A 523-nucleotide genomic window follows, 5' to 3' on the forward strand; every position below is an offset into this window, starting at 1 on the left:
GAACTCACGTCGATGACACTCGCCTAAATATATTGCTATATAAAGGCAGCATAAAAACAACTTGCTCAAAGCAGGGTTGACGCATCAGTGACTGATGCTTACAACATATTTCGCCAAGAAGTTCCAAGACACTTGCGTATCAAGAACTACAAATTATTTCTATCAGCTTTCCAGATTGTTAAAGAGCAAGAGTAGTTAAACTCTAAGCGTTAGACTTTAAGAAGGTGTCTTCTTACAGCGTAATGCTTAGTGTTTTGCGCGATGGCGTCCCCTAGGGGATTCGAACCCCTGTTACCGCCGTGAAAGGGCGGTGTCCTAGGCCTCTAGACGAAGGGGACCAAAAATCAATCTTGTCGAAGCACGCTTCGACGATTTTTGGTAAAGGCGAGTGGTGAGCTCTGCGAACCCGAGCGACAAGAATAATGTTATCCCTGTACGCGGTGTTTGCTTTACTCGGTGTGCAACCAGCTATAGGCGAACTGGTTGCCACGCCCTTATCAAAAGCGCTCTACTCATATCAAGC

The 523-nt window shown here is 45.9% G+C and carries 1 tRNA gene; it reads right to left on the reverse strand.

What is annotated here, in order from left to right:
- Window positions 1-262 precede the first annotated feature (262 nt).
- Window positions 263-338: transfer RNA gene (locus ABD827_RS06935), tRNA-Glu, on the reverse strand.
- Window positions 339-523 lie beyond the last annotated feature (185 nt).

The organism is Oceanisphaera sediminis, assembly GCF_039539745.1.
GTDB lineage: Bacteria > Pseudomonadota > Gammaproteobacteria > Enterobacterales > Aeromonadaceae > Oceanimonas > Oceanimonas sediminis.